The organism is Halanaerobium salsuginis (genome assembly GCF_900114545.1).
Taxonomy (GTDB): domain Bacteria; phylum Bacillota; class Halanaerobiia; order Halanaerobiales; family Halanaerobiaceae; genus Halanaerobium; species Halanaerobium salsuginis.
Genome location: NZ_FOTI01000044.1, coordinates 1 through 21764 on the forward strand (window position 1 = coordinate 1; position 21764 = coordinate 21764).

19 protein-coding genes and 1 tRNA gene are annotated in these 21764 nt (G+C 32.8%); 18 read left to right on the forward strand and 2 right to left on the reverse strand.

The features are described from left to right. Window positions 1-119 precede the first annotated feature (119 nt). The 10 genes from serS to BMZ74_RS11835 all read left to right on the forward strand — a co-directional run bounded on the left by serS (window position 120) and on the right by BMZ74_RS11835 (window position 11975). Complete coding sequence (gene serS, locus BMZ74_RS11790) at window positions 120-1388, forward strand: serine--tRNA ligase (RefSeq protein WP_089862430.1); 1269 nt, start codon at window positions 120-122, stop codon at window positions 1386-1388. Between the two features lie 341 nt (window positions 1389-1729). Next, complete coding sequence (locus tag BMZ74_RS11795; protein WP_089862431.1) at window positions 1730-2380, forward strand: bifunctional 2-keto-4-hydroxyglutarate aldolase/2-keto-3-deoxy-6-phosphogluconate aldolase; 651 nt, start codon at window positions 1730-1732, stop codon at window positions 2378-2380. Window positions 2381-2479: 99 nt separating this feature from the next. Further along, a complete protein-coding gene (locus BMZ74_RS11800) occupies window positions 2480-3502 on the forward strand; it encodes a sugar kinase (RefSeq protein WP_089862432.1) in 1023 nt (340 codons plus the stop codon). A gap of 113 nt (window positions 3503-3615) precedes the next feature. Further along, the gene (locus BMZ74_RS11805; RefSeq protein ID WP_089862433.1) at window positions 3616-4575 is read left to right on the forward strand and encodes a sugar kinase; all 960 of its coding nucleotides are present in this window, start codon (window positions 3616-3618) and stop codon (window positions 4573-4575) included. A gap of 161 nt (window positions 4576-4736) precedes the next feature. Then, entirely contained in the window at window positions 4737-5555 is an 819-nt protein-coding gene (locus BMZ74_RS11810) for a nitroreductase family protein (RefSeq protein ID WP_089862434.1), read from the forward strand. Window positions 5556-5741: 186 nt separating this feature from the next. After that, a complete protein-coding gene (gene nrdJ / locus BMZ74_RS11815; protein WP_089862435.1) occupies window positions 5742-8135 on the forward strand; it encodes a ribonucleoside-triphosphate reductase, adenosylcobalamin-dependent in 2394 nt (797 codons plus the stop codon). 205 nt (window positions 8136-8340) lie between these two features. Continuing rightward, window positions 8341-9261 (forward strand): ABC transporter ATP-binding protein, encoded by a 921-nt coding sequence (locus BMZ74_RS11820; RefSeq protein ID WP_089862436.1) that lies wholly within the window; start codon window positions 8341-8343, stop codon window positions 9259-9261. Then, complete coding sequence (locus BMZ74_RS11825; RefSeq protein WP_245750880.1) at window positions 9248-10018, forward strand: ABC transporter permease; 771 nt, start codon at window positions 9248-9250, stop codon at window positions 10016-10018. Before BMZ74_RS11820 ends, BMZ74_RS11825 begins: the two co-directional genes overlap by 14 nt. Before the next feature lie 103 nt (window positions 10019-10121). Beyond that, the gene (gene djlA, locus BMZ74_RS11830; protein WP_089862437.1) at window positions 10122-10934 is read left to right on the forward strand and encodes a co-chaperone DjlA; all 813 of its coding nucleotides are present in this window, start codon (window positions 10122-10124) and stop codon (window positions 10932-10934) included. 87 nt (window positions 10935-11021) lie between these two features. Then, a complete protein-coding gene (locus BMZ74_RS11835) occupies window positions 11022-11975 on the forward strand; it encodes an NAD(P)-dependent oxidoreductase (RefSeq protein WP_089862438.1) in 954 nt (317 codons plus the stop codon). A gap of 72 nt (window positions 11976-12047) precedes the next feature. On the opposite strand, the gene BMZ74_RS11840 is transcribed toward BMZ74_RS11835, so the two are convergent. Continuing rightward, on the reverse strand, window positions 12048-12902 hold the full coding sequence (locus BMZ74_RS11840) for a metal ABC transporter solute-binding protein, Zn/Mn family (RefSeq protein ID WP_089862439.1): 855 nt from the start codon (window positions 12900-12902) through the stop codon (window positions 12048-12050). 157 nt (window positions 12903-13059) lie between these two features. On the opposite strand from BMZ74_RS11840, the gene BMZ74_RS11845 reads away from it, so the two are divergent. Continuing rightward, window positions 13060-13482: a Fur family transcriptional regulator gene (locus tag BMZ74_RS11845; protein ID WP_089862440.1), complete on the forward strand. Its 423-nt coding sequence runs from the start codon at window positions 13060-13062 to the stop codon at window positions 13480-13482. A 38-nt stretch (window positions 13483-13520) separates the two neighbouring features. On the opposite strand, the gene BMZ74_RS11850 is transcribed toward BMZ74_RS11845, so the two are convergent. Next, entirely contained in the window at window positions 13521-14777 is a 1257-nt protein-coding gene (locus BMZ74_RS11850; protein WP_089862441.1) for an APC family permease, read from the reverse strand. A gap of 196 nt (window positions 14778-14973) precedes the next feature. Between BMZ74_RS11850 and BMZ74_RS11855 the strand changes: the two genes are divergently transcribed. The 7 genes from BMZ74_RS11855 to BMZ74_RS11885 all read left to right on the forward strand — a co-directional run. Beyond that, window positions 14974-15867 carry an SMP-30/gluconolactonase/LRE family protein gene (locus tag BMZ74_RS11855; RefSeq protein ID WP_089862442.1) on the forward strand — a complete coding sequence of 298 codons (894 nt, stop codon included), beginning with the start codon at window positions 14974-14976 and terminating at the stop codon, window positions 15865-15867. A gap of 71 nt (window positions 15868-15938) precedes the next feature. Next, window positions 15939-16026 (forward strand) — tRNA-Ser (locus tag BMZ74_RS11860). Window positions 16027-16486: 460 nt separating this feature from the next. Next, window positions 16487-17242 carry an IclR family transcriptional regulator gene (locus BMZ74_RS11865; RefSeq protein ID WP_089862443.1) on the forward strand — a complete coding sequence of 252 codons (756 nt, stop codon included), beginning with the start codon at window positions 16487-16489 and terminating at the stop codon, window positions 17240-17242. Window positions 17243-17462: 220 nt separating this feature from the next. Continuing rightward, window positions 17463-19148: a dihydroxy-acid dehydratase gene (gene ilvD / locus BMZ74_RS11870; protein WP_089862444.1), complete on the forward strand. Its 1686-nt coding sequence runs from the start codon at window positions 17463-17465 to the stop codon at window positions 19146-19148. 26 nt (window positions 19149-19174) lie between these two features. Continuing rightward, the gene (locus BMZ74_RS11875) at window positions 19175-20434 is read left to right on the forward strand and encodes a GntP family permease (RefSeq protein ID WP_089862445.1); all 1260 of its coding nucleotides are present in this window, start codon (window positions 19175-19177) and stop codon (window positions 20432-20434) included. A gap of 9 nt (window positions 20435-20443) precedes the next feature. After that, the gene (locus BMZ74_RS11880) at window positions 20444-21337 is read left to right on the forward strand and encodes a dihydrodipicolinate synthase family protein (RefSeq protein ID WP_089862446.1); all 894 of its coding nucleotides are present in this window, start codon (window positions 20444-20446) and stop codon (window positions 21335-21337) included. A gap of 184 nt (window positions 21338-21521) precedes the next feature. Further along, window positions 21522-21764 (forward strand): helix-turn-helix domain-containing protein (locus tag BMZ74_RS11885; protein WP_143070171.1); only part of this gene is annotated, 243 nt, incomplete at its 3' end.

The following is a 21764-nucleotide window of genomic DNA, read 5'->3' on the forward strand; positions in this document are numbered from 1 at the left end:
AGGGGGAGGGATTCCTGCATTTAGTGCAGATTCCTAAACTGACAATTATGATAACTATTAATATTTTTAAAAAAACTATTAGATTTGACGTAACGAGATTATTTTAAGGAGGAAAAATAATGTTAGATATGAAATTTATTCGAGAAAATCCTGAAATTGTGGCAGAGGCAATGAAGAATAGAAATATGGAATCACCAGTTACAAAATTTCAAAAACTAGATGATCAAAGACGTGATTTGCTATATGAAGTTGAACAATTAAAGCATAAACGTAATGTTAATTCTGATAAGATTGGTGAGTTAAAAAGAAATGGAGAAGATGCTTCAGGTATTATAAGCGAAATGCAGGAAGTAGCTTCTCAAATAAAAAGACTTGATCAGCAGGTAGCAGAAGTTGAAAAACAGGTTAAAGAATTATTACTTTCTATTCCAAACATCCCTGATCAAAGTGTACCAGTTGGTGTGGATGAGTCTGATAATGTAGAAATTAGAAAATGGGGAGAACCAAGAAAATTTGATTTTGAATATAAAGCCCACTGGGATCTGGGAGAAGACCTTGATATACTTGACTTTGAAAGAGGAAGTAAAGTTACTGGGGCTAGATTTACTTTTCTAAAAGGAGCAGGAGCCAGATTAGAAAGAGCCCTGGTTAATTTTATGCTTAATCTACATACGGATGAACATGGTTATAAAGAGGTATTCCCTCCTTTTATAGCTAATGCAGATAGCATGACTGGAACAGGTCAGCTTCCCAAATTTGCTGAGGATATGTTTAAATTAGAAGGTCTTGATTATTATTTAATTCCGACTGCAGAAGTTCCAGTAACTAATCTTTATCGAGATGAAATATTAAAAGCAGAAGATCTGCCTCAATATTTATGTGCCTATAGTGCTTGTTTTAGAGCAGAGGCAGGTGCCCATGGTCGTGATACTAGAGGAGTTATTAGACAGCATCAATTTAATAAAGTAGAGATGGTTAAATTTGTTAAACCAGAAGATTCATATCAAGAATTAGAAAAAATAACAGCAGATGCCGAAGATGTTCTCCAGAAACTTGGCTTACCTTATCGAGTAGTAACTTTATCAACAGGAGACCTAACTTTTTCTTCTGCTAAAACTTACGATCTCGAAGTCTGGATGCCGGCTTATCAAACTTATCGTGAAATTTCTTCTTGTAGTAACTTTGAAGATTTTCAGGCCAGGAGAGCAGGAATTCGTTATCGACCTGAGCCAGAAGCTAGTACTGAATATGTTCATACATTAAATGGCTCTGGACTAGCTGTTGGAAGAACAGTGGCTGCAATTATGGAGAATTATCAAAATGAAGATGGTACAATTACAGTTCCAGAAGTTTTAAGGCCATTTATGGGTACAGATATTATAGAATAGTTATTTATTATTTTAATTTTTTTGCTACTTTAAATTTTAAGTTAAATAGCTGTAAAAAGAGAGCTCAGTTGAGAGCTCTCTTTTGCCTGCTATAATTTTTGAAATTTTTTCTTAAAAAAAGCAGGAATATTAGTTTTGGTATAGAATAATATTAAACGAGATATAAATAAAACAGTGTTTCACTATTAGAAACGATATTGATTTAGCCTGAAATAATAGTTATTTTAACAGCTTTACTATAAAGCTAATTTAAAATTAAAGGCTAAATTTAATAATGCTTTCAGCAAATTTAAAGATAGGCTGATTTATTTAAGTATAATACTAATAAGGAGGATTTTTTAATGAGTAAAGTTGAAGATTTAAAAAGAGTTGAAGAAACAGGTATTGTAGCTGTTGTTAGAGCAGAAAACGCAGAACAGGCTCTGAAGATTACCGAAGCAGTTAAAAAGGGTGGTATTGAAGCTATTGAAATTACAATGACAGTTCCTGGAGCTGTAGATGTAATTAAACAACTAACTGATGAGTACAGTAAAGATGAAATGTTAATTGGAGCAGGTTCTGTTTTAGATGCAGAGACAGCTCGTGCCTGCATTTTAGCTGGTGCAGAGTATATTGTTTCTCCTTCTCTGGACGAAGAAACAATTGCTATGGCTAATCGCTACCAAAAAGCAGTTATGCCTGGAGCAATGAGTGTTACTGAAGTAGTTAAAGCCATGAAATGCGGTGCTGATATTGTAAAAATATTCCCTGCTACTTTATTTGGACCTAAAATTATTAAAGCTGTTAAAGGTCCTTTGCCACAGGCTCCTTTAATGCCAACTGGTGGAGTTAGCCTTGATAATGTCAAGGATTGGATTAAAGCAGGTAGTTTAGCTGTTGGTGTTGGTAGTTCCTTAAGTAAAGGTGCTAAAACAGGCGATTATGATCAAGTAACAGAAACTGCTAAAGAATTTATTAGATTAATCAAAGAAGCAAGAGCGGAAATGGCTTAGTACGAAATTAAGTTTTTTATTAAAAAAGATTTACAAGTATATTTTTAATATAAAATTATTATTTATTTAAATTAAAATTTATCAGGAGGTTTTTATATTATGTCCAAGAAAGTTGTTACATTTGGAGAAATTATGTTACGTTTAACTCCCCCTGCTCACGAACGTTTTATTCAGGCAGATTCATTTAATGTTATTTATGGTGGTGGAGAAGCAAATACTGCTGTATCTCTGGCTAATTATGGTTTAGATGCTTATTTTGTTTCTAAATTACCAGAACATGCAATTGGTCAATCCGCTTTAAATGAATTACGTCGTTTTGGTGTTAAAACTGATTATATTGCTCGTGGTGGAGACCGGGTAGGTATTTATTACTGCGAAAATGGAGCAAGTCAGCGCCCATCCAATGTAATTTATGATAGAGCCCATTCTGCAATTGCTGAAGCAGAAAGTGCTGATTTTGACTGGGAAGAAATTTTTGCTGATACAGATTGGTTCCATTTTACAGGAATCACTCCTGCTTTAAGTGAAAAAATGTCTGATGTTACTTTAGAAGCTGTAAAAGCAGCTAAAGAACATGGTGTTAAAGTAAGCTGTGATTTAAACTATCGGGCTAAATTATGGAGTAAAGAAAGAGCTGGAGAAGTAATGAGCGGTTTAATGGAATATGTTGATGTTGTAATTGCTAATGAAGAAGATGCTGAAATGGTCTTTGGCATTAAGAGCGGTTCTGATATTACAGGTGGAGATATTAATGTTGAAGGTTATAAAGATGTAGCTAAACAATTAATTGATCGTTTTGATCTAGAATTAGTTGGAAGCCATTTAAGGATTAGTCACAGTGCTTCTCGTAATGGCTGGTTAGTAGTTTTATTTGATGGAGAAAATTTTGTTCAATCTACTCAATATGATATTACAATTATTGATCGTGTTGGTGGAGGAGATTCATTTGCTGGTGGTTTAGTTTATTCTTTAGTTACTGGTAAAGAATTGCAGGAAGCTGCCGAATTTGGTGCTGCTGCATCCTGCCTCAAGCAGTCCATTCCTGGTGACTTTAACCATGTAAGTGTTAAAGAAGTAGAAGCTTTAGCAGGAGGAAATGCTTCTGGTAGAGTAAAAAGATAAAAATTACTTCTATGACTTTAAAGGGCTGCAGCCATTAGCTGTGGTCCTTTTTAACTAAAATTTGATATTTTTAAATAAGTAAATTTTCAAGTATTTTGGGAGGAATTATAATAATGATAGATGTTGTTACTATTGGAGAAACAATGGCTGCAATGGCTCCAGATGAGGTTGGCTCTTTAAAATACATAAATCATTTTTCAAAATATATAGCAGGTGCAGAATCAAACGTAGCAATTGGAATTAAGCGGCTTGGTTTTCAGTCAGGTTTAATTAGTAAGCTGGGTAAAGATTCTCTGGGTGATTATGTTGAGTTTTTTGTCAGAGGAGAAGGAGTAGATGTTTCTCAGATAACCAGAGATGATAATCATCGAACAGGTTTTTTAATTAAAGAAATGTATACAACAAAAGAACCAAAAGTTTTTTATTATCGTGAAAATTCTGCAGCCAGTAATATGTCAGTAGATGATATTGATCCAGAATATATAAAAAATGCACGGCATCTTCATTTGACAGGAATAACTCCTGCTTTAAGTGAAACAGCAAGAGCAGCCTTTTTTAAAGCACTTGAGGTGGCTAGAGAGAGTAACTTAAAAGTTTCTTTTGATCCAAATTTAAGGCTTAAACTATGGGATACAATTGAGCAGATGTGTGAAGTAATGCTAAAAATAATTCCTAAGGTTGATGTTCTGCTGCCTGGTATCGAAGAGGGAGAAATTCTACTGGGACTGACAGATCCAGAAGAAATCATCAAAGGTTTTTATAATATGATGGCTGAAGGTTCCTTAGTTGTACTTAAACTTGGGTCTGAAGGAGCATTGTATTATCAAGGAGATGAGATAGTTAAAGTTGCTCCTTATAAAGTTAGCAATATTGTTGATTTAATTGGAGCAGGTGATGCTTTTGCAGCTGGTTTAATTACAGGCTTGTTAAGAGATTTACCGATTAAAGAAGCTGTTGAACTTGCAAATCTAGTGGGAGCTTTATGTATTACTGTAAAAGGTGATATTGAAGGATTACCAACCTGGGAACAGGTTGAAGTGTATCAAGGCAAAAAAGAAGAAATTCATCGATAGTTAATATTTATATTTATAGGTAAGCAAATTTTTAATTAATTATAAATGATAAATTAATAAGAAAATATTAAGCAGTGAGAAGTTTAAAATTAGGATCTAACTAATTTAAGCTTCTCATTTTTCTTTGGAGAATAATTAAGTAAAAAAGGAGTTATAAAATAATGATTATTATAGATAAAGCAAGATGTATTGGTTGTAAAAAATGTATAAATGACTGTTTTGTGGAGGCCATTCATTTAAAAAATGGGATAGCAGAAGTTAATGATCAAAAATGTATTGATTGTGGACATTGTATTGCGATTTGTCCTGAAAAAGCAGTTGCGACTGATAAATACGATATGAGTGAAGTTAAAACATATCAACCAGCTCAATTTGAAGTTCCGCCAGCTAATTTATTAAATTTTATTAAATTTAGAAGAACTATTAGAAATTTTACAAAAGAAAAAGTTGAATTGGCTGAGATAAAAAAGATTATTGAAGCAGGTCGTTTTACTCCAACTGGAAGCAATCGTCAGGATCTTTCTTTTACAGTTGTTAAAGATGAATTAAGTGAGTTTAGATCTTTAGTTTTGAATTCATTAAAGCAGCAAGCGGAAAATATTTTAGCTCAAGATAACTTAGAAAATAAACCACTGCGAAGATATGCTAACCTATGGCTGCAGATGAATAAGCAATTTAAAGAGAATCCTGAAAGTGGTGATAAACTATTTTTTGGAGCACCAGCTATAATTATAGTTTCAGCTAGGTCTGAAGTCAATGCTGCTCTTGGTTCGGCTAATATGGAATTAATGGCTAATGCATTAGATCTCGGAGTTTTATTTAGTGGCTTTACTGTGTTGGCTGCTCAGGATAAGAAAGTGCGAGATTTTCTGGAAATTAAAAAAACTAAGCAAGTTGTTACTGCTTTAGTTATTGGACACCCAGCTGTAGAATACTATCGAACTGTGCCTAGAAAAAAAGCTGAAATTAAATTCAAATAAAATAAAAAATAAATTTTTTTGGCAGCCTTTCACTAAAAGCTGTGCCTACAATCTGCTAGTTTAAATTTGATTAAAAAACTAAAGATTTTAATTTAAAAGACTTAAAGATTGCTTAGATTCATGTTATAATTATATCTCAACAGATATTTTTATTTTGATTCAAGAAATAATGAGGAGGTTTTTATTTTGAGTAAATCCGACATGACGGTAATTAAGCGGGATGAACGGGAAGTAGCTTATAGTCGGGATAAGATCACTAAAGCAATCTATCGAGCTATGGTTGAATCTGGAGAAGATGCAGTAGAAGATGATGCGGAAAAAGTAGCTCTAGATGTTGAAGCTGCACTGGTTAAAGATTTTTATAACCAAAATAGGATACCAAAAGTAGAAGAAATTCAGGATTTGGTAGAAGAAAAATTAATGAAAGCAGCTTATGTAACTACAGCTAAAGCATATATTTTATATAGAAGTAAACGACAGCAATCAAGATTACAGCGTAAAAAAACAGATAAGGAAACCGGTCTTTTATCAAATAAATTTTTGAGTAAATATAAACATCAGGCTAATCCATTTCCAACTGAATTAGGAGAATTTATTTATTATAGAACTTATTCTCGCTGGTTAGAAGATGAGCAGCGAAGAGAGTACTGGTGGGAAACTGTCAAAAGAGCAGTTGAATATAATTGTTCACTGGCACCTACAACTAAAAAAGAAGCGGAAGCTCTTTATGACAATGTTTATCAGTTAAAAAACTTTTTAGCTGGCAGAACTTTATGGACTGCTTCAACAGAGTCTAGTAAAAAATATGGAATGTCTAATTATAATTGTTCTTTTACAGTTATCGATAATTTTAAAGCCTACCAAGATTTATTTTATTTATTAATGATTGGTTCTGGAGTTGGTTTTAGAGTGCTGCCACGTGATGTTGAGCAGTTACCTAAAATTAGAACAGATGTAGAAGTTATTCATAAATATTATGAGCCAGTAATTAGAGATGAACGAAGAGAATATACTGACTTTGATTTTGATGAAGATGATGTAGTGACAATTAACGTTGGTGATAGTAAAGAAGGTTGGATTCAATCTTTAGAGTATTATTTTAAATTTCTGGTTGATCATGCTTATCGTCCAATCAAAAGGATTATTTTCAATTATGATTCTGTACGTCCAAAAGGTGAGAAATTAAAAACTTTTGGGGGAACTGCTTCTGGACATCAAAGTTTAAAGAGAATGTTTACTAAAATAGATAAGCTGTTAAGTCAAAAACCTGATCGTGATCTTGATGATATTAAAAGGGTTAAATTAAAACCAATTGATGCGATGGATATTGCTAATATAATTGCTGAAAATGTTGTTTCAGGAGGAGTGAGACGTTCTTCTCAGATTTGTCTTTTCTCTGCTGATGATAAAGATATTGCTCAGGCTAAGAGTAATCTTTATGTAAAAAAAGAAGATGGCTGGGTAATTAATCCCGAGATTTCTCATCGTCAAATGAGTAATAATAGTATTTTTTATGAAGATAAACCTGCTCGAGAACAGTTAAGCTGGCACATTAAACAAATGAGATATAGTGGTGAGCCTGGTTTTATTAATGCAGTTGAAGCGAGCCGACGTCGTGAAAATTTTAAAGGGGTTAATCCCTGTGCAGAGATTTTACTTGATTCAAGAGGAGTGTGTAATTTAACCTCATTAAATGTAATGGGATTTGTTGATCAAGAGGGTCAAATTGATAAAGAAGCTATGTTTGCTGCCCAAAAGCTCTCAGCTCGGGCTGGATATAGGATGGCTTTAATTGAGTTTGAACTTCCTGAATGGGATCAAATTAATAAAAGAGATCGTTTAATTGGAACCTCTTTAACTGGCTGGCAGGATATGAAAAATGCTGCTAAATTAAGCAGTTCTGAAGAAGCAGAGCTGCTTAAAGAATTACGTAGAGTCGCGGAAGAAGCAGCTCAGGAAATTGCTAAGGAAGTTGGTGACAATGAGCCTAAACTGGTAACGACTGTTAAACCAGAAGGGACTCAGACTCAGATGCCAACTGTTTCGAGTGGACTTCATTACTCTCATAGTGCTTATTATGTAAGGAGAGTAAGAATCTCTGCTGCTGATCCTCTGGCCCGGGTGTGTGAAGAATTAGCATATCCTATTTTCCCTGAAGTTGGTCAGGATCCTGAAGATCCTGAAACGCTTGTCGTAGAATTTCCTGTTAAAGCACCTGAAGGTGAGGTAAAAGCTGATGTTAATGCAATTGATCAGCTAGAAACATATAAGATGTTTATGGAAAATTATGTTGATCATAATGCTTCAATAACTGTTCATGTTCGTGATAATGAGTGGGAAGATGTTGAAGAATGGCTCTGGGATAATTGGAATACTGTTGTTGGAATCTCTTTCTTATCCTATAGTGATAGCTTTTATGATTTAATGCCTTATGAAGAAATAACAGAGGAAGAATATCAAGCGAGGGTAGCTGATATGGAAAGATTTAATCCTTCTCTGGTTTCAAAATATGAAACTGAATATCTAGAAAGAGAAATTGATGATGCTGCCTGTGAATCTGGAATTTGTCCAGTTAGATAGGGTATTACTAGATTAATTAGATAATTAAATTTAATTGAGGCCTGCCTTTAGAATATAAAAGGTAGGCCTTTTTCAGTGTTAAATTAATAATAAAAACTTAGATAAGTAGTCTGCTTTCTGGACGCAAATAACTATTTTTGCTAAAATCATAAATGGAAGTTTTTGATAATCAAAATTAAAGATCAAAAAAGGAGTGACTAAGCTGATGCAGACAGCAATTAAATTTGAAAATGTTAATAAAAGCTATGGTAAATTACAAGCTTTAGCAGAGATAAATTTAAATATTAAGCAAGGAGAATTTTTTGGGCTTTTGGGACCAAATGGAGCTGGCAAAAGTACTTTAATTGGTATTTTAGGTGGTCTGGTTAATAAAGATTCTGGTCAAATTACAGTTTTAGATAAGGATATTATTGCTAATTATAGGGAAACTAAAAAGTCTCTGGGAATAGTACCCCAGGAAATAACTTTTGATCCTTATTTTACTGTTAGAGAAACACTTGCTATTCAGTCTGGATATTTTGGAATTAAAGACAATAGTGACAAAATTGATGAATTATTGCAGGCTTTAAGCCTGGAGGATAAAGCTGATATAGGACCACGTCAGTTATCAGGTGGAATGAAACGTAGATTGCTAATTGCTAAGGCATTGGTTCATGATCCAGAAATAATTGTTTTAGATGAGCCGACTGCTGGAGTAGATGTTGAACTAAGAAATAGTCTCTGGGAGTATGTACTGCAGCTTAATGAGCAAGGTAAAACAATTATTTTAACAACTCATTATCTGGAAGAAGCTGAAGCTCTTTGTGACAGAATTGCTATTTTAGATCAGGGTAGAGTTGTCAAAGTGGATAGTAAAGAGAACTTAATTAATTCTATTGATAAAAAAGTTGTTCAAATTAAATTTGCTACTCAAACTAGTCAGCTAGAAAGCAGATTAGCAGATTTTGATTTTAAAATAGCGGCAGCAGGAAAAGAGATTGAGATAGAAACAGCTAAAGCAGATCTTAATAAACTGCTTAAAATAGTTAATAAGTTTGAGGCAGAAGTTGTTGATATAAATATAGAAAGTGCTAAGCTGGAAGATGTCTTTATTAAGTTAACTAATTTAGGAGGTGCTGACAATTAATAAAATTACATTTTCAAGTCTTGTTAAAAGAGAAATTTTTAGATTTTCAAAAGTTGCAATTCAAACTATTTTTGCGCCTTTAATTTCTACAGGTTTATATTTGATTATTTTTTCTTACTCTTTTCAAAACAGAGAAGTTACTGAATATGGAATTCCATACATTAATTTTATTGTGCCAGGTTTAATTTTAATGAGTTTAATCCAGAATTCTTTTGCTAATACGTCTTCTTCTTTAATTGGAGCAAAATATAATGGAATTATAATTGACTTCTTATTGGCACCATTTTCCTATATAGAACTTAGTCTTGGTTTTATGATTGGTGGTATAATTAGAGGTATGTTGGTTGGGAGTGTAACTTATTTAATTTCTATTTTCTTTTATGGTGGTTCTATTGCTCATCCTTTTTTAGCAGTGGTTTTTGCTCTGCTAGTTTCAGCTGTTTTTTCTTTATTTGGAATTATAGCTGGCCTCTGGTCAGAAAAATTTGATCATGTTTCTATTTTTTCAAATTTCTTTATTACTCCTTTAACCTTTTTAAGTGGTGTTTTTTACTCTGTTAAAGGCCTGCCTGGTATTTGGGGTAAATTATCATTATTTAATCCAGTTTTTTATATGGTAGATGCAGTTCGATATGCTTTTGTTGGGCAATCTGATATTAGTCCTACTTTTTCTGCTCTGATAATTTCAGCTTTTGCTGTTGCACTCTTGTTTTTAGTAACCTACTTATTTAAAATAGGTTATAAAATTAAAAGTTAAAAAAATTACCAGTTAAAATTGACTTTTTAAATTGAAGTTGTTTTAATTAGGTCGGAGTGCTACAATTAATAGTAGTTAAATTATTAATTTGGAGGTAATATTTATGGCCTGGTTAGGTAAAATACTTGGAGGAACTGTTGGATTAGCTGTAGCTGGTCCTTTGGGAGCAGTTATTGGAGGAGTAATCGGTAATCAATTTGATAAAAATGGAGCACAGGGTTCTACTAGAACAGCCTATGATCAGGGGCAGTTTAAGAAAGAAAGTCAAAAATTAAACCAGCAGGAAGAAAAGCAGCTGTTGTTTTTTACTAGTATTTTTTCAATGCTGGCTAAATTTGCGCAGGCTGATGGTGCTGTTACGAGGTCAGAAATAGAAGTTGTTGATCAATTTATTAAAAGTCAGCTTCGTTTAGATGGTCAATCAAGACAGCTGGCAATTAAAATTTTTGATCAGGCTAAACAGAGCAGCTATAGTTTTAGTGATTATGCAGCTCAATTTTATGATAATTTTAAGAATGAAAAAGCCCTAGTTTTAGAAATGTTTGATTTATTAATGAAAATGGCTGTTGCTGATCATCAATTCCATCACAAGGAAGCAAAATACATAGATCTGGCTAGTCATATTTTTGAGTTAAGTCAAACTCAGGTAAATAATATTAAAGATCGCTATCTTAATTCTAAGCAAAATAATAATAATAGTAACAGTAGTCGGCTAGCAGAATATTATAGAATTTTAGAATGTGAGCCCGGGGCTGATTTTTCTAAAGTGAAAAAGAAATATCGCCAAAAAGCAAAAGAATTTCATCCTGATAATGTGATTAGAAAAGGGCTGCCAGAAGAATTTGTTGATTTTGCAGAAGAAGAATTTAAAAAGATAAATGAAGCTTATGAAAAAATTAAAGCAGCTGAAAAATAAATTTTTATAGTAGCTAAAACTATTAATTAAAAACTCAGTAATTATAAAGACGAGTATAGAGTTTATAGTCTATAAGGAGGATTTAAAATGAAAATTGTATTACTGGAACCATTAAATATCTCTCAAGAAAAACTTGCTACATATGAAGCAAAATTAACAGCAGCTGGGCATAATTTTACAGCTTATTCTACACGAGCATCATCAGATCAAGAACTAATTTCTCGAGCTAAACAGGCTGAAATTTTAATTATAGCTAATCAGCCAATTTCTAAACAAGTGATTTATTCCTGTCCAGACTTAAAATTTATCTCAGTTGCTTTTACAGGCTTTGATCATCTTCCGATGGAAGTTTGTCGAAAGCAGGATATTTTGGTGGCTAATGCAGCTGGTTATGCAGATCAATCAGTAGCTGAATTAGTTTTTGGTTTGACAATTTCTTTATTGCGTAAACTTTCTAAGTCTGATCAGGCTGTACGAAATTCTCAAACAAGAACAGGTTTAATTGGACAGCAGTTAGCTGGGAAAAAATTTGGAATTATTGGTTTTGGAAAGATTGGTCAAAAGACTGCTCAATTGGCTGGAGCTTTTGGATGTGAATTATTAGTTGAAGATCATAAAAAAATTGATTTAGCCGATGATTTAGTAGTTAAATATCTTAGTCTGGCAGATGTAATGGCCAAGAGTGATATTATAAGTTTACATTTACCGCTTAATAGTTCTACGAAAGGATTGATTGATGCAGAAAAGATTGCATTAATGAAAAAAGATGCTATTTTAATTAATACAGCCAGGGGAGCAGTTGTTGATAATGAAGCTCTGGCGCAGGCTCTAAATAAAGATCAGATTGGCGGGGCAGGTATAGATGTATTCGAAATGGAACCACCAATCCCGGCTGATCATCCCTTAATAAATGCCAAGAATACTATTTTAACTCCTCATCTTGCTTTTGCTACTAAGGCAGCTTTTAATGAGAGAGCAGAGATTGTTTTTAATAATATAAATAATTGGCTGGCTGGTGAACCAGAGAATATTGTTAATTAATTAGAAAAAATATTTTATTACTTTTAATTAAAGAGGCTGTCAATTTAAATTGACAGCCTTAAGATTATTAATTTAATTAAGTAGACTTTTAAAGGTTGCTGCCATCTTTTTTAAATTAGCAATATAATCTTCTGCTAATGGATCAATCTGGACAGTTTTACCATCTAATTCTTCAGCTACTGATTGTGACTGCTTACTATCTATTTCTGCCTGATAGAAAATAACTTTAATATTTTTTTGTTGGGCAATTTTAATAATTTGCTGCATTCTCTGCGGAGTAGCTTCTTTACCCCCCTGTTCAATAGCAAGCATTTCTAATCCATACTCATCAGCAAAATAGCCGAAAGCAGGGTGATAAACTATAAATGTCTTGCTTTTTAAATTGTTTAATGATGCTTTGATTTTTTGATCAGCCTCTGTTAATTTTTTTTGATATTCCAGAGCATTTTGCTGATATTGATCTTTATTTGTTGGGTCAAGCTTTGCTAAATTATTAGCAATTATATCTATCATAGCAATTACTCTTTTTGGTGAAAGCCAGATATGAGGATCTCTCTTACCAGGGGCAAATTCACGATCAGGGTAAATAGCATTAACTTCCTCAAAAAGTTTAATAACTTTTATATTAGGATTAAACTCCTTTGCTCTGGGTAATATATTAGTTAAGTCAGCAGGAACTCCCATTGAAAAATATATTTGAGAATCGCTGAATTTAGTCAATTCCCCTGGGGAAAGTGCATAATTAGCTGGACTATTACCAGGAGGAATCATTGTTACCACTTTAACTAAATCGCCACCAACAGCTTTAACAAAGCTGGCTTGTGGGACAATTGAAACAGCCACCTGAATTGGGGAAGCAAAACTCTGTGTACTAAAAAAGAAAGTAAAAATTAAGAATAGAGTTATTAAGACTAAACTTTTTTTCATAATTTAATTAACACCCTTTCTAATAAGTTTATTTTTGATCTATTATAATAATAACTCAGAATAAGAACTTTTGCAAATCATTTGCAAAAGTGTTGCCGATTTAACTATAATAAATTTAGTTAAAGTTTTAAATTAAAATAACTAAGGAGAGATTATAATGAATCAAAGCTTAAATTTAGAAAAGAAATTAAAAAAGTTAGGAATTCGGGTCACTAGTCAAAGAATTAAAATTCTAGAATTAATGGCAGAACAGCAAAGACCTTTAACTGCTGCTGATATTTTTGCCAGACTTAAGACTGATAACCCTAAGCTGAGACTTTCTACAGTTTATCGTAATTTAAATAATTTTGTAGCTAAAAATATAGTTAGTAAAATTGAACTGAAACTAGATAAAAAAGAAAGTTATTTTGAATTATTACAGGGAGAGCATCATCATCATTTGATATGTTTAAACTGTGGACAAGTAGTTCCTTTAAGTTGCCCTTTAGAAGATTATGAGAGCAAGATAAGTAAAGAGACGAACTATAAAATTGTTGAACATCGGCTAAAATTATATGGTCTATGTCCAAAATGTCAATAAGCCCTGACTTATTAATAGGTCAGGACTTATTGAAAGACTTATTTTTTATTATAAAAAACTTTTCTACCTGCTGTAACAACAATAATAAGTATAAACATTGCCAGCAGAATAAAAGGTTTAGTATTAATTAGCTGTACGGTTAATATTAAAGCTGCTGTTACCGCACCTATACCACCTGCTAGTGAAATGAATTTATTTTTATTGATTTCAGTAAAGGCAATAAAATTTACGATTGCAAAAGTTATTAAAAAGATAAAACTGGCAGCTTCAACTAAAGAAGAAAGAGAACCAATTATAGCCAGGATTGCACTGATCAGGCTAATAGAGAAAATAGCTCTGGCAGGAACATTATTATTATTTTTGCTGGCTAAAAAATGTGGTAATTCTCCATCCCCTGCAATCTTATTAGCTAATCTTGCAGTTGCAAAAACTGTTGAATTAATTGCAGAACCAGTTGAAAAAAGAGCTGCTATCGAGGCGATAATTAGACCAGCTGTTCCCAATATTCTCTGACCAGCTATTGCAATAACAACTTCTTTTTCTTGATTAATTAGTTCAGGAGAAACAAGATTAACAATTCCAAAATCAACTAGAATATAAACAAATATAACTGCAATAATAGCCATTATCTCTGCTTTTTTAATTGTTTGATCTGGTTTATGAATTTCTTGATAATCATAAGTTATTAACTGAAAACCTTGATAGGCCAGAAAAATAGTTGCTGCTCCAGTAACAGCATTAAAAAAAGTAGACTGTTGTTTAAGGCCTTCTATAACAAGCATTTCTGGCTTAAAATTCCATAGGCCAATAATTGCTATAGCTAAAAGAATAATTAATTTACCCCAGACTGTAATGACTTCAATCCAGGAAGCTTCACCGGCACCTTTAATGTTGAAAGCCATAAATAGACTAATAATTATAACTGATATTAGTCGGGGAAACCAGGGACCAAAGCCAAGTAAATTCTCTAAATATTGGCCAAAAGTGAAGGCATAGACTGAAATCGAGAGAATATAGCCCAGAATTAATAACCAGGACAGGCCGCCTGCGAGACCTTCATGATTAATATCTTTAATATAAGTAAAAGCACCACCCCCCTCTTCAAATTTATTAGTTAAATTAGAATAACTAATTGCTGTTGCTAATGCTATTAAGCCTGAAATAAGAAAACTGAGCCAGGCTAAGTTTCCTGCTCTAACAATAATTACTCCCAGAACAGAAAAAATTCCTCCCCCAATCATAGCACCAACTGCCATACTCCAAGTTTCGTTTAAGCCCATTTTATTATTTTTCATTCTAATTACCTCCCTTGCATTAACTGCATAAATTTAATTAAATTATCATAATTACTATTAAATAAATTATAGGATAGCCAAATTTAAATAGCAAATTCACTTAAATATAATTATTAAATAAAGGAAAATCAAATTAACTGTTGAAATCTTTATTTAACTGAATGTAAATCCATTTTTTAAATTGGAGGGGAGTTTAATGATAGAAATTACTGAAAAATTAAGCTTAGTTTTAGATAGTAAAACTAAAATAGCTGAAGGGCCAATCTGGGATAGTGAAAAACAACTTTTTTATTGGATCGATATTCTGGAGAAAACTTTTAACACTTTTAATCCAGCAACAGCTAAAAATATTGAAATAAAATTACCTAAATTGGTAGGTGCTGTTATTCCTGTTCAGGGAGGAGACTTTATAGCTGCACTAGAAGATGGTATTTATTGGCTGAGAGAAAAAACAGCTGAACTAGAGTTTATTTGTAATCCTGCTGAAAATAATGCTAACTTAAGATTTAATGATGCTAAGTGCGATAAAGTAGGCAGATTATGGGTAGGAACAATGGATCTGGCAGAAGAAAAGCCACTTGGATCTGTTTATAAATTAGATAATCAGCTCAAATTAACAGAACAAATATCAGGAGTAACAGTTTCAAATGGGATTATCTGGAATTCTGACTATCAGAAAATGTATTATATAGATTCACCTAGTGAAAAAGTAGTAGTTTATAATTATAATTTAGCTAAAGGAGAAATTTCTAAACCAGAGGTATTTATTTCTTTTGCTGATCAACCTGGTATACCAGATGGAATGACTATTGATAGTCAGGATAGACTCTGGATTGCTCATTTTGGAGGTGGCCAGGTTTCCTGCTGGGATTCTAAAACTGGCAAGCAGATAGGAGCAGTTGATTTACCAGTTTCAAATGTTACTTCTTGTGTTTTTGCAGGGCCTGATTTAGAGCAATTATATATTACAACAGCCCGGGTTGGTTTATCAAAAGAACAATTACAAAAACAACCTTTAGCTGGAGGAATTTTTAGTTATCAGTCAGCAGTAAAAGGAACTACATTAAATAAATTTCGTGTTGAACTGTAAGCATAAAAAAATTAAATAAATCACTTGACAGCTAATCTTATCTATAGTACAATATTACTTGTGACAATTGAGGAGAGATGTCCGAATTGGCTAAGGAGCCGGACTTGAAATCCGGTGAAGCCGAAAGGTGTCTGGGTTCGAGTCCCAGTCTCTCCGCCATTGAATATTAAGGGCGTTATAACGAGGATATTACTTGTTATTGAAACGCTCGTTAATTAAATAAAACGTATCTGATTTTTTGCCGATATTTGGCTGTTCCGATACACTGATTAACTCCTATCAAACTAAATTGATGGGGGTTTTTTTATGTTAAAAAGTTTTTATTCCCAGACACAATAAAACAATAAGCAGATTTTTTGTCATTAAATATCAGTCTGTCTGTAATCTAATCATTAAATCGTTTAAATATAACATAAAGATAAGCTTGGCAGTATTAAATTGTTTTGAATTTGCAGGATTTTTAAATTTTAGCTTGAAACTAATAAAATATGGTTCTTATTATGTATTTAGCTTAATAGATTAAGAAAGGGATGACAATTTAGCTGATTAATTACAATTTTATAACTTAATATAGGAGCATTTTATAATTAAATGACTATTTAAAAGAAGGAGCGTATAAATGGTACATAATCCAACATATAGAGTAATTTCTATATTACAAGCTGTTTCTAATCATCAAGATGGATTTACACTTAGTGAATTAACTAAAGAAACTGATATTCCATTGGGTACGATTTCGCCAATATTAAAAACATTATTGGACTATAGATTTTTAGAGTTAGATAGTTCTACAAATAAATATACAATAGGAATTCAATCATATTATATTGGTTCTTCCTTTGTTAGTAAAAATTCTACTCTCGATTTAATACGTCAGGAGATGAATTCACTTTCAAATGATTGTAATGAGACTTGTCAGTTAGGTATCTTAAAAAAAGGACAGGTCTTTTATTTAATAAAAGTAGAGGGGCAAGAACCTATCAGGATTGTTTCAGAAGTTGGTAAAACTCTTCCTGCATATACAACAGCTTTAGGAAAAGCAATTTTATCTCGCTATACAGAAACAGAGCTTGAAAGTTTGTATCCAGCAGGTTTAAAAGCATTAACTTCTAATACAATTACAGATATGGAACTTCTAAAAAAGCAGCTAAAAGATGTTAAAGCTACTGGTTTTGCAATAGAAAATGGTGAAAGCGGTGAAGATACGAGCTGCATAGCAGTGCCTATTTGTCAAAATCATGAGATAGTTGCTGGGTTAAGTGTTGTTTATCCTAGTTTTAGAGAAACAAAAGAAAAACAAGATTTTATCAAAACAGCTTTATTAAAGTATAAAAGTAATATAGAGAAAATTTTAGTAGAACATAATTTAATATAAGAATTTTAAAATGGCCCAGATCTATAATTAATAGTTCTGGGTTTTTTTATGTTTAAAAAATTATAAATTAGTTTATTAAAAACGTTTTGTAAAAATATTTTTGAATTTTATAGAATAGAAAATAAATTGAAAAAAATCTAAAATAAAAGCTTGATTTTCGTATATAAATAAGATATCATATATACGAAAGAGAATACAATACAAAAAAGGGTGATGTCAGATGAAATACAGAAGTGAAAAAACTTTGCGAGGAATTGAAAATCAATATTATCGAGCAACCTATAAATCAATGGGATATTCAACTGATGATTTAAAGCGTCCTATTATTGGTATTGCTAATTCCTGGAATGAAGGGGTACCTGGCCATTTTAATTTACGTCAGGTAGCACAAAGAGTAAGAGATGGTATCTATCGTGCTGGAGGAACACCGGTTGAATTTGGAACTATTGCTTGTTGTGATGGCATGGCACAGGGACATGACGGTATGCATTATATTCTACCTTCCCGACAGATCATTTGTGATAGTGTAGAAACTTTTGCTCAGACACAATTAGTAGATGCCCTGGTATTATTAGGATCTTGTGATAAAATTGTGCCAGGTATGTTGATGGCGGCAGCTAGATTGGATATTCCCTGTATACTTCTTCCTGGAGGCCCAATGGAAGGCGGCATTGTGTTTGATGGTAGAGAATCTGATCAGACATCAAGTGCAGAAGCGCTTGGAATGTTGAGTGCTGGTAAAATTACTGAAGATGAATATACTGTTCTAGAAAACTTAAGTTGTCCAAGCTGTGGTTCTTGTTCTTATCTTGGTACAGCTAATACTATGTGCTGCCTGTCAGAAGCTTTAGGAATGACCTTACCTGATGGTGCAATGATTCCAGCTACTTCAGCTGATCGATTGAGAATTGCTGAAAAAACTGGTATAAAAATTGTAGAATTAACTAAACAAGAGATTAGTGCACGTCAGATTATTACAAAAGAAGCTATTCGTAATGCGATTAAAGTTTGCCTGGCTATTAGTGGAAGTACTAATGCAGTTATGCATTTAACAGCAATTGCACATGAAGCAGAACTGGATATGGATGTATTAGCTGAATTTGATAAATTAAGTCGAAATACTCCTCAGGTTGCTAAAATTAATCCAGCCAGCCAATATAATTGTGTTGATTTCCATAAAGCTGGTGGAGTTCCGAGAGTTATGGAATCTTTACAAACAAAATTAGATTTAGATGCTTTAACAGTTGCTAATCAGACAGTTAAAGAAAATATTTCTAATCATAATTATCAATATCCAGAAGACAAAAGAGTAGTTCGTTCAGCAGAAGAGCCTTTTGGGTTTGAAGGTGGAGTAGCTGTTTTAAGAGGTAATTTAGCTCCTGATACAGGTGTAACTAAACCAGGAGCATTTGATAAAAGCTTGTATCACTTTACTGGTGAAGCTATTTGCTTTGATAGTGAAGAAGAGGCAGAAGAAGCAATCTTGAATGGCAAAGTTAAGGATGGTCATGTAGTAGTAATCCGCTATGAAGGACCAAAAGGTGGTCCTGGAATGAGAGAGATGTTTAAAGCTATGAAATATCTTTATGGTCGTGGTTTAGGTAAAACAACAGCCCTTATAACAGATGGCAGATTTTCCGGAACAAATAATGGTTGTTTTGTTGGACATATTTCTCCCGAAGCAGCAGAAGGTGGTCCAATCGCAATTGTAAAAGATGGTGACAAAATTGAGATTGATGTAGATAATCGCAGTTTAAAACTTTTAGTAAGTGATGAAGAAATTGCAGAACGTTTAAAGTCATGGCAGCGACCTGAACCTAAATTCAAACGAGGATATTTAGGTCTCTATGCTAAGCTGGCAGCCTCAGGTTCCGAAGGTGGTATATTAAAGATCGATCAATTATAAATATTATAAAAAAAGAGGTGAACTAAATGAGCGTATCAGCTATAGGCGCTATATTAGCATTAGTTATTGCAATTATTTTAATTTTAAAGAAGGTACCTCCTACTTATGCAATGATAATTGGAGCAATTATCGGTGGATTGGTTGGTGGAGTTGGTTTATTTAATACTGTTACATATATGATAGATGGCACTAAAAATATTGTTTCTGCTGTAATAAGGATTGTAGTTGCTGGTGTTCTTGCAGGAACATTAATTGAATCAGGAGCAGCTGCTCGAATTGCAGAGTCTATTGTGAAAAGACTTGGCAGTAAAAATGCGATGCTGGCAATGATACTCGCCACCTGGGCTTTGACTGCAGTAGGAGTTTTTGGAGATGTGGCTATCATTACTGTTTCACCAATAGCTATTCAAATTGCTCAAAAGGTAGGTTATCGGAAATTAGGAATATTAATTGCTATGATTGGCGGGGTTAAGGCTGGTAATGTAATGAGTCCTAATCCCAATACTATTGCAGCAGCTGAAACTTTTAAAGTTCCACTTACTTCGATGATAGCAGCAGGAGTACCAGCTGCAATTGCTGCAATTATTATTACGCTGATTATTGCAAAACGTTTATCACATCATGGAACAGAAGTAGTTGCTGATCATATTGTAAGTAATGATGAAGCTCTTCCCAGTTTAGCAGCATCGCTTTCTGGACCTGCAGTTACCATTCTTCTTTTACTGGGGCGACCACTTTTTAATGTAACTATTGATCCTTTAATTGCCCTTCCAGTAGGAGGATTAGTTGGAATGATAGTAATGGGAAAAGTAAAACATATTATTCATTATTTAGAATTTGGCTTAGATAAAATGAGTGGTGTTGCAATGCTGCTAATTGGAACAGGTACTCTAGCTGGAATTATTGCTAATTCAACTTTAAAAGTAGTAATAATAAATGGCCTTAATTCAGTCGGGTTGCCAGCCTTTTTGTTAGCACCAATTTCTGGTATTCTAATGGGAGCAGCTTCAGCTTCTTCGACAGCTGGTACAACTCTGGCAAGTCAGGTATTTGGCGGAACTATTTTATCATATGGAGTGGGCGCCCTGGCTGCAGGTGCAATGGTTCATTCAGGTAGTTTTGTATTTGATGGTCTTCCGCATGGGTCATTTTTCCATGTTAGTGCAGGGACTGTCAATATGCAAATAAAAGAGAGATTAAAACTAATTCCTTATGAAGCATTTATAGGGGTTTGTATGGTAACTACTTCTACAATTTTATATGGGGTAATTAAAATATTAGGATAGGTGAGAGATATGGAAGCTGAAATTATAACACCATCATTAACAATATTTAATGATGATGGCAGTATTGATTATGAAGGAAATCGCAGATTAATAAGACATTTAATTGATAATAAAGTAGATGGAATTGTACCTTTAGGAAGTACAGGAGAATTTACCTCCCTTTCATTTAAGCAGAAAAAAGAATTTATAGATTTTTATTTATCTGAAACTGCTGGGAGTGTAAAATTATTACCTGGAACAGGATGCATTAACTATCAAGAAACAATTGAACTTTCGAATTTTGCTTTAGCCAAAGGTGCTGAGGGAGTTCTTATTATTGGCCAGTATTATTATGCTATGACTCAAGCAGATATTTTTCATTACTATGATTATTTAGCTAAACAGATTGAAGGAAATATCTATTTATATAATTTTCCTGCCCGAACTAGCACAGATTTTACTCCCGAAACAGTACTAAGATTACTTAATTCTCATCGAAATATTGTAGGAATGAAAGAATCGGTTTCAACATTTACTCATACAAAAGATATTATGCAGTTAATTAAAGCTGAGTTTCCTGAGTTTAAAATGTATTCAGGTTTTGATAATCAGTTTTTAGATAATATTGATTATGGAGGTCAGGGATCTATTGGCGGTTTATCAAATATTTTACCTGGTCTCTGGTCAAAATGGGTCAGTGCTAAAAAAGCTGGACTTTATAGTGAAATTATTGATATTAAAGAAAAGATTCTTTCACTTATGAAATTATATCAAATTGAGTATAATTGTTCAGGACTTTTTAAAGAATTATTGAAAGCAAGAGGATTAAATATTAATACTAGAACACTATTTCCTTTTGAGCATGTAAAAAAAGAATCAGTAGAAGAAGGATTAAAACTTATTTCGCAAGTTATGGGTGAATAGAAAAATAAATTTGATTAATAGTAAAAGACTTTCCCGATTTAATCGGGAAAGTTTTTTTATTTATATATATAATTAAATTAAATTGTATAATTAAATGCACGCTGTGATTTGATAAAAAATAGACACATATCTGTACCTTTTGTATAATGTTAATAACCACAAAAACATTGGGAGGGTACAGAATATGTGTCAAAATAATTGTAACACAAAAAGAGAAAAAGGTGAACATCTAAGTTATGAAGATCGCGTAAAAATAGAACATTTATACAATCAACAGGATAAAAATTATACTGAGATAGGTAAAGAATTGAATTGTCATAGAACTACAGTAAGTCGCGAAATTAAGAAGGGTGAAATAGAGTTAAAAAATAGTGACTGGACCTATAGAAAAGAATATAGTTCCAAAAGAGGACAGGAAGTTTATGAG

Bases quoted from the DNA above. Each gene is read 5' to 3' on its own strand.
- serS (WP_089862430.1), top strand. From the start codon at position 120: ATGTTAGATATGAAATTTATTCGAGAAAATCCTGAAATTGTGGCAGAG.
- BMZ74_RS11795 (WP_089862431.1), top strand. From the start codon at position 1,730: ATGAGTAAAGTTGAAGATTTAAAAAGAGTTGAAGAAACAGGTATTGTA.
- BMZ74_RS11800 (WP_089862432.1), top strand. From the start codon at position 2,480: ATGTCCAAGAAAGTTGTTACATTTGGAGAAATTATGTTACGTTTAACT.
- BMZ74_RS11805 (WP_089862433.1), top strand. From the start codon at position 3,616: ATGATAGATGTTGTTACTATTGGAGAAACAATGGCTGCAATGGCTCCA.
- BMZ74_RS11810 (WP_089862434.1), top strand. From the start codon at position 4,737: ATGATTATTATAGATAAAGCAAGATGTATTGGTTGTAAAAAATGTATA.
- BMZ74_RS11820 (WP_089862436.1), top strand. From the start codon at position 8,341: ATGCAGACAGCAATTAAATTTGAAAATGTTAATAAAAGCTATGGTAAA.
- djlA (WP_089862437.1), top strand. From the start codon at position 10,122: ATGGCCTGGTTAGGTAAAATACTTGGAGGAACTGTTGGATTAGCTGTA.
- BMZ74_RS11835 (WP_089862438.1), top strand. From the start codon at position 11,022: ATGAAAATTGTATTACTGGAACCATTAAATATCTCTCAAGAAAAACTT.
- BMZ74_RS11840 (WP_089862439.1), bottom strand. From the start codon at position 12,902: ATGAAAAAAAGTTTAGTCTTAATAACTCTATTCTTAATTTTTACTTTC.
- BMZ74_RS11845 (WP_089862440.1), top strand. From the start codon at position 13,060: ATGAATCAAAGCTTAAATTTAGAAAAGAAATTAAAAAAGTTAGGAATT.
- BMZ74_RS11850 (WP_089862441.1), bottom strand. From the start codon at position 14,777: ATGAAAAATAATAAAATGGGCTTAAACGAAACTTGGAGTATGGCAGTT.
- BMZ74_RS11855 (WP_089862442.1), top strand. From the start codon at position 14,974: ATGATAGAAATTACTGAAAAATTAAGCTTAGTTTTAGATAGTAAAACT.
- BMZ74_RS11865 (WP_089862443.1), top strand. From the start codon at position 16,487: ATGGTACATAATCCAACATATAGAGTAATTTCTATATTACAAGCTGTT.
- ilvD (WP_089862444.1), top strand. From the start codon at position 17,463: ATGAAATACAGAAGTGAAAAAACTTTGCGAGGAATTGAAAATCAATAT.
- BMZ74_RS11875 (WP_089862445.1), top strand. From the start codon at position 19,175: ATGAGCGTATCAGCTATAGGCGCTATATTAGCATTAGTTATTGCAATT.
- BMZ74_RS11880 (WP_089862446.1), top strand. From the start codon at position 20,444: ATGGAAGCTGAAATTATAACACCATCATTAACAATATTTAATGATGAT.